Here is a 7,987-nt window from a genome sequence, read left to right on the forward strand (position 1 = left end):
CAGAAGTCGTAGTGCCCTGCCCAGGAGTTGACCACTTTGATCGCCTCGAACGCCGGCACTCGCTCGGCGAGAATCGGCCAGACCTCTTCGTCAAATTCGTCGTGCAGCACCTCGAAGTCATCGAAATCCACTTCCGGGTCGACTTTGGGATAAGTGCCGCCGAGGTACAGATGGCCTTCCGGACGAAAAAACACGCCGGTCGGATCGATCGTCAGCGGGACCACACCTTGCAGCGGTGTGTGGCAGTCGAACACGAACAGCGAGCGCCGACGCGACTCGACCGGGATCTGCAAACCGGCCATTTTTGCCACTGTGGGGCCGCGGGTGCCGGCGGTATTGACCAAGTATTCACAGGTGATGCGCTCGCCACTGGCCAAGGTCACGCCAGTGACCCGATCGCCCTTGCGCAAGACTTCAACCACCTCGTTCTCGATGTACTCGACACCCATCGAGCGCGCCTTCTTGCGAAAGCCGTTCATGATGCCGTAGTTGTCGAACCAGCCTTCATCCTTCTCGCCATAGGTTCCGCCAGCCAGGCTGTCGGGGTTGACCCAGGGGAAACGTTTGATCAGCGCGTCGGTGTCCATGAGGGTCACATCGGCGCCGTTGTCCAATTGTGTCTGATGCAGACGCTTGAGCACGTCGAAGCCCTTCTGGTCAGCCAGGAACAGATAGCCGTTTTCCTTGAAGGCGAGGTCAGGCTTGTCACCATTGACCTCCATCAGTTGCGGGAAATCCCGGATAAACTGGGCACCAAACCGCGAGATCTGAATATTGATCGGGTTGGAAAACTGCACACGGATCGAGCTGCTGGAGAGCGCCGTGGCCGACTGTGCATAGGTCCAGTCACGCTCGATGACCAGCACCGACCCGGTGAAGTCCGGGTTGTTGGCCAGAAAATATGCCGTGGCACTGCCGTTCACCGCGCCCCCCACGATCACTACGTCGTAGTGTTGCTTTGTAGCTGTCGAAGCCATGGTTCGGACCTCTAAGAATTCGATAGGGAAACGTTACTTCGGATCTTCGAAATGGCCTGCGCCGGCAAAATTGCCACCGTGATAGCGCGCAGCAGGTTCATTGGGGTCCAGGGGCGGGAATTTCGCTTCGATTTTTTCGCGGTAATCATCGGCACTGTCCTGTGGCACGTAGCCAATCGAGGAGGCCGTGCGGTTGTCCCACAGCGATTCACGGTTGGCCGACATGCCGTAGACGATCATGTGCGCAACACGTGGCGCAGTCAGCGAGCGCTCCACCAGTTGAGCGAAGTCGGCGAACGACAACCAGGTCGCCAGCATGCGGCGATCCAACGGTTCTTCGAACGAGGAGCCAATACGCAGGTTCACCGACTCGATGCCGAACTTGTCCCAGTAATAGCGCCCCAGATCCTCGGCAAAGCATTTGCTCACGCCGTACAGGCTGTCGGGACGATGCGCAACAGTGGAATCGATGGTTTCTGTACGGTCGTAGAAACCGATGGCATGGTTGGAGCTGGTGTAAATCACTCGCTTCACACCATGCTGACGTGCGGCTTCGTAGATGTTGTAGGTGCCGACGATGTTGCCATTGAGGATCGCGGCGAAGGTATTTTCTAGCGGTACACCTCCGGCGTGGATGATCGCATCAACACCCTCGGCCAGCGGTAACACATCCGCCAGATTGCCCAGGTCACAGCGCACCAGTTGTTCGTGCGGTGCCGCCGCGCCCATGTCAGCGATATCGGTCAGGCGCAATTCATCGGCGAGGTCCCGCAGGTGCTCGCGCAAAACCTTGCCCAGGCGGCCGGCCGCACCGGTGATCAACAGTCGTTTGAAAGGCTTGCTCATCAGATCAATCTCGAATTAGTCAGTGACTGCAACGCTTAAACCAACAGGGCCAGCGCATCGCGCATCTGCACGACGGCCTGCTCAAGCTGTTGCCGGGACGTTGCGAAAGACAGGCGAATGTAGGGCTCAAGACCAAATGCAGAGCCCGGCACCGTTGCGACCTTGCCGACGCGCAGCAGGTAGTTGGAGAGGTCGGTATCAGTCTCGATCACTTGCCCATCGGGCGTACGCTTGCCGATAAACGCCGAGCATTTAGGGAAGGCATAAAACGCCCCTTCCGGCATCTGCAACTCCAGTCCGTCGATTGCCGCGAGACCTTCGACGACCATTGCGCCTCGGGCCTGATACTCGCGGTTGGCGTCACGCACGAAGTCTTGCGGACCGTTCAAGGCTGCCGCGGCTGCCAACTGTGAGATCGCCGAGGGGCATGTCGTGGTCTGTGACTGGGTTTTGTTCATCGCAACGATCAGTTCTTTCGGACCCGCTGCATAACCCAAGCGATAGCCCGTCATGGCGTAGGCCTTGGACACCCCATTGATCAGCAGGGTGCGCTCACGCAACTCAGGGCACGCAATCACGAATGGGACGAAGGGCTTGTCGCCGAGAATGATGTGCTCGTAAATCTCATCGGAGATCACCAGGATCCGCGGATACTTCTGCAACACGGCACCCAGTGCCGCGAACTCTTCCTGGGTATAAATCGCCCCACAGGGATTGTTCGGCGAATTGAGCATCAGCCAGCGCGTCTTCGGCGTAATGGCCGCTTCAAGCCGTGCAGCATCGAGCTTGAAACCGAACTCGGAACCACAGGGAATGACCTTCGGTACACCACCGTTGAGCAGCACCATATCGGTGTAGGACACCCAATACGGTGCGGGCGTGATGACCTCATCCCCTGGCTCCAGGGTTGCCAGAAAGGCATTGAACAACAGCTGCTTGGCGCCGTTGGCCACGCAGATTTCGTCCAGACCATAGTTCAGATCGTTTTCACGAGAGAACTTGTCGACAATGGCCTGACGCAACACCTCGTAGCCGTTGGGTGCGGTGTAGTGGTTGTTGCCGTCAAGCATGGCCTGGTAGGCCGCTTCGATGACGTGGGCCGGGGTGTTGAAATCCGGCTCGCCCAGACTGAGGTTGATCACCGGCTCGCCTTGAGCGAGCATTTTTTTGGCCAGAACCGACACCGCCATGCTGGGCGAACTCTTGACCGTCCTGACCCGCGAACTTTGAAATTCCATTACTTGGTCCCCTGCCCGGCTTCATAGCCATAATCGTCACGCGCTTGCTCGGCACTGATGTAGCCAAAGCGCAGGTCGCGCTCGACCTCTTCGCGAGGGCGTTGACGCGGATCGCCGTAACCTCCACCGCCCGGCAAGCTGAGAATCAGACGCCGATCCGAAGGCACGAACTGCTGCCCTTTGCCACGCAACAGCGTGCCATCGTCCAGACCGACATAACCCTTGGCGCCCTCCTTACCCCCCTCAAGACCACGAGCCGGATAAAGAATGCGGTCAAACATGGCACTGAAGCGGAACGAGTACCCCTCTGCGGCGGACACTTCGATCTCTTGCCCCAATCCACCGCGCAACTGTCCGGCGCCGCCGGAACCATTGCGCAGCTCTTTACGCCAGACAATGACCGGCCCGGCATGCTCGGTGGCCTCGACCGGCATGGTATGTACACCACTGGGGAACGCTGTGGCACTCAAGCCATCCTTGGCCGCGCGCGCGCCCATGCCACCGCTGTTGAACATCAGCATCTCGGCATTTCGCCCATCCGGATTGCTTTCCAGAGGACGGACACTCAGATGCAGGTTCCACAACGCACTGGCGCCCTCGGCCGGAACCTGGCCGTGCAGGCATTTGTGCAGTGCACCGAGCACCAGATCAGGAACAAAGTGACCGAGCACGTGACGAACCGAAACCGGAGCCGGGTGCTTGGCATTCAGAATGCAACCTTCGGGAGCCACCACATCAAACGGCGCCAGGGATGCGGAGTTGTTCGGGATCTCGGGAGCGACGATGCACTTCAGGCCATAGCAGGCGTAAGCCTTGGCATAGCCCAGCGGTACGTTGATACCGAACTGGCTCATGCCGGAGGTGCCGTTGAAATCGGTCAAGATGCCGTCCGGCCCGACCGTCAGCGTCACCGACAAGGTCACTGGAACGTCGTAGCCGTCCAGGGTCATGCTGTTCTGGTAGGTGCCGTGCGGCAGCGACTTGAAGCACTCCAGCGTCGCACGGCGACTGTGTTCCAGAATGAAGCCACCGATGTGCTCCAGGTTTTCCAGGCGGAATTCTTCGAGCATGCTCAGCAGGCGCTTGTGACCGGTTTCGTTGCAGGCCGACAGCGCATAGAAATCACCCACCACCCGATCATTCTCTCGCACGTTGTTGCGCAGAATGTTGATCAAGTCGCGGTTGACCTTGCCACGCTCGAATAACTTCATGATCGGAATGAACAGGCCTTCTTCGTAGACTTCACGGGCATCCGGGCCAAAGCCACGGCCGCCGATGTCGACCACGTGGGCAGTGCTGGCGAAGTAACCGATCAGCTCGCCCTTGTAGAACGAGGGTGAAACGATGGTGATGTCGTGCAGGTGACCCGTCCCCTTCCAGGGGTCGTTGGTCACGTAGACATCGCCTTCGAAGATGTTGTCCTGGCCAATGTCGTTGATGAAATGCACCACCGCCTCGGCCATGGTGTTGACGTGTCCAGGAGTGCCCGTAACCGCCTGGGCAAGCATGTTGCCGGCACGGTCGAAGACCCCGGCGGACAGGTCACCGGCTTCACGCACACTGGTCGAGAACGCGGTGCGGATCAGCGTCAGGGCTTGCTCTTCAACCACCGAAATCAGGCGATTCCACATCACCTGCATTTGAATATCGATCAAGGTATCGCTCATGGGAAAATCGCCTTCTATGCAAGTGACGCTTAGCGTCGAACAACCAGCAGGCAGCCGTCAGGCTGGACCGTGGCGGTGAAGGAGGACGACACGAAGGTCGATGTTTCGCGCTCGGCGATAATGGCCGGACCATCAACACGAGCACCCGGTTGCAACTCTTCGCGCTGGAAGATGCCGGCATCGACAAAACCACCGCTGACGACGTCGAAGACTTCTCGACGCGAAACTTCGTGGGCACGATGAGAAGCGCTGATCTGCTGGACCGGCTGCACCGGTAATAGCGGTGAACTGGCTTTAACCGACCAACTGACGATCTCGACATCCGGACCTTCGATCGGGCGACCGAAGAACTGGGTGTAGGCCGCTTCAAACAGAGCCTTGAACTGTGCGGTGTCGCTGTTGCTGAATGGTTTGAATGGCAGAGAAACGGGAATTTCCCAGCCCTGGCCGACATAACGCATGAACGCCGTGCATTCCAGTTCAGGCTCACCTTCAGGCATGCCTTGGCGCAGGAAACCGATGGACTCGGACTTCATGTCATCAATCAGGGCATTGACCTGCGGCGCATCAAATTCAGAGAGACGCACGAAAGCACTGCGTACCGCCTCGTAGCCAAATGGCGCACGCAGAAACCCAATGGCTGACCCGACGCCGGCGCCCGCAGGTACCAGGAAGCGCGACACACCCATTTTTTCGCACAGACGCGCAGCGTGCAGCGGACCACCGCCACCGAAGGTGATCATGGTGTATTCGGCAATATCTTTGCCGCTTTCAACCGCATGCACGCGCCCCGCGTTGGCCATATTCTCATCGACCACTTCGCACACGCCGTAGGCAGCGGTGACCGCTTCCATGTTCAGTGGTGCACCGATGACTCGCGCGGTGGCCGAAGCGGCGTTGTCGATGGACAGGCGCATCGCGCCGCCGGCGAAGTTGTCCGGATCGAGGCGACCCAGCAAAAGGTTGGCATCGGTGATGGTCGGCTCCAGGCCGCCGCGACCGTAGCAGGCCGGCCCCGGTTCGGAGCCCGCGCTGTGCGGGCCGACCCGGATCTGGCGCATGCTGTCGATGCTGGCAATCGAGCCGCCACCGGCACCGATCTCAACCATCTCCACCACCGGGATAGAGATAGGCATGCCACTGCCCTTCTTGAAGCGATAGGTTCGCGCCACTTCAAAGGTCTTGGCGGTCTTGGGTACCTGATTTTCGATCAGGCAGATCTTCGCGGTGGTGCCGCCCATGTCGAACGAAACCACCGAATCCAGCGAGTATTTGCGCGCAATGTCAGCAGCAAAAATCGCCCCACCAGCCGGGCCGGACTCGACCAGCCGCACGGGAAACTCTGCAGCGCTCTGCACCGAAATAATTCCACCACCGGAGTGAATCATGAACACCGGACAATCGGCGCCGGATTGCTTGAGGGTCACCACCAGACGATCCAGATAGGACTTGATCAGCGGCTTGACGTAAGCATTGGCACAGACGGTATTGAAGCGCTCGAACTCACGCATCTGCGGAGAGACTTCGCTGGAAATCGACACGGACACATTCGGCAAGCGGCGTTGCAAGGCATCGCGCAACAGGCGCTCGTGGGCACCGTTGACGTAACTGTGAATCAGGCCGACCGCGATGCTCTCATAGTTGCCTTCGGCTACTCGCTCGACCAGCGCATCGATATCGGACTGTTCAGGCGTGATCAGCACATCACCGTGTACATCCAGGCGCTCGCGCAAGGTGTAGCGGTGTTCGCGCTCAATCAGCGGCGGCGGCAATGTGATGTTGATGTCGTATTGTTCGAAGCGGTTTTCGGTGCGCATTTCCAGCGTGTCACGAAAACCTTCGGTCGTAATGAATGCAGTCTTGGCCCCGCGCCGCTCGATCAGTGCGTTGGTGGCCAGGGTGGTGCCATGGATCAGTTGATCAATGTCGGACAGCTTCAGCCCGGCGGCATCGATGACACTTTTCACACCGGTGAGAATGGCGCGCTCTGGCAGCTCATAGTCGGTAAGAATTTTGGTTGAGTGCAATACCCCGCCTACATCCAGCGCGATATCGGTAAAGGTCCCACCTATGTCCACGCCGACCCGGCATGAAGTAGCAGTCATCGTCGTATCCCCTGAAATTCCAGATTTCATGACAAGAGGCAATCAAGCCCGCTTAGAATGTAAGTTATATGTTGTCTTACAGGCAGTCAAGCATTGTCACACTGTGTTCGGCTGTTCCAGACACTCGTAAACGTGTCGACCGGGATCGATGAAATCCCGGCCCTGATCATCAACCCTTGGTTTTGACCATCCGCGCCCCGCCCACTGCCTGAGCAGTCGGGAAAACCTCCAGGCGAGACACGTCCACGTGCTGTGGCAGGCTCAACGCAGCCAACAGCAACGTGGCGATATCTTCCGGCATGATCGACTCATACCCCTCGTACAGTTCGGCGCCAGCGGCCTGCATGCCCATGGCGGTTTTGTACAGCTGCGTCTGGACCCGCCCGGGGGCAATTTCCGTCACGCGCACCCCGCTGCCAAGCAAGTCGCAGCGCAATGCATCGCAGAACAGACTGATGCCAGCCTTGGATGCGCCATAGACTGCAGCGCCTGGATGCGGCGCGCGACCCGCACTGGAACCAATGAAGAAGAGATGACCATGGCCACGCTCGATCATTCCGGGCAACGCCTTGCGTGTCAGGTGCAAGGGCGCCTTCAGATTGATGTCGAACATGTTGTCGATTTCCTCCGGATCCATCTCCTGGAACGAGGATCGGGTGGACAAGACTCCGGCATTGTTGACCAGTACATCCACCGGGTAGCGAGCCAGGATTTCGGTGAACGCATCGACTTGCCGCACGTCGGCCTCGACCACCGTCACGCCCGGCTCAGAACGTAACTCGGCCAACGCCTCAGGACTACGGCCGACCGCAATCACCCGCAAACCGGCATCGCGCAATGCCAGGACCACAGCCTTGCCGATACCGCTAGTGGCGCCCGTGACCAAAGCCCGACGGTAGATCGTCGGCACCGATGTTGAATCAGGCATAGATGTAGCCCCCGCTGACGATCACGTTCTCACCGGTGGCATAGGTGTTGCGACTGCTGCCCATCATGACGATCCACTCGGCAATTTCGGCAGGTTCAGCCGCGCGCCCCAGCGGGTTGGCCGCAGCCAGCTCACCGAGGAAGCCCAACTGCTTGGCGCGCTCGGTGGCAAAACCGGCGGGCGCCACCGAATTGACCAGAATCTGGTCCTTGGCGCAGGCCTGGGC

Annotated in this window: 7 protein-coding genes; all 7 read right to left on the reverse strand. The window is 59.1% G+C overall.

The annotated features are described in order from the left end of the window. The coding region (locus ACQKPC_RS29915) for an NAD(P)/FAD-dependent oxidoreductase (RefSeq protein WP_427628263.1) at window positions 1-977 on the reverse strand (977 nt) is incomplete at its 3' end. Between the two features lie 33 nt (window positions 978-1,010). After that, window positions 1,011-1,823 (reverse strand): NAD-dependent epimerase/dehydratase family protein, encoded by an 813-nt coding sequence (locus ACQKPC_RS29920; RefSeq protein ID WP_427628265.1) that lies wholly within the window; start codon window positions 1,821-1,823, stop codon window positions 1,011-1,013. A 35-nt stretch (window positions 1,824-1,858) separates the two neighbouring features. Beyond that, window positions 1,859-3,061, reverse strand: coding sequence for a pyridoxal phosphate-dependent aminotransferase (locus ACQKPC_RS29925; RefSeq protein WP_427628267.1), 1,203 nt, complete (start codon window positions 3,059-3,061; stop codon window positions 1,859-1,861). After that, complete coding sequence (locus ACQKPC_RS29930) at window positions 3,061-4,728, reverse strand: hydantoinase B/oxoprolinase family protein (protein WP_427628269.1); 1,668 nt, start codon at window positions 4,726-4,728, stop codon at window positions 3,061-3,063. Before ACQKPC_RS29930 ends, ACQKPC_RS29925 begins: the two co-directional genes overlap by 1 nt. 29 nt (window positions 4,729-4,757) lie before the next feature. Then, a complete protein-coding gene (locus tag ACQKPC_RS29935; protein ID WP_427628271.1) occupies window positions 4,758-6,833 on the reverse strand; it encodes a hydantoinase/oxoprolinase family protein in 2,076 nt (691 codons plus the stop codon). Between the two features lie 169 nt (window positions 6,834-7,002). Beyond that, window positions 7,003-7,761, reverse strand: a complete 759-nt coding sequence (locus ACQKPC_RS29940; protein ID WP_427628273.1) for an SDR family oxidoreductase — start codon at window positions 7,759-7,761, stop codon at window positions 7,003-7,005. Further along, a partial coding sequence (locus ACQKPC_RS29945) for an SDR family oxidoreductase (protein WP_427628274.1) occupies window positions 7,754-7,987 on the reverse strand: 234 nt, incomplete at its 5' end. The genes ACQKPC_RS29945 and ACQKPC_RS29940, both read right to left, overlap by 8 nt.

The organism is Pseudomonas sp. NPDC089918 (assembly GCF_050280605.1).
In the GTDB taxonomy this organism is placed as follows: Bacteria; Pseudomonadota; Gammaproteobacteria; order Pseudomonadales; family Pseudomonadaceae; genus Aquipseudomonas.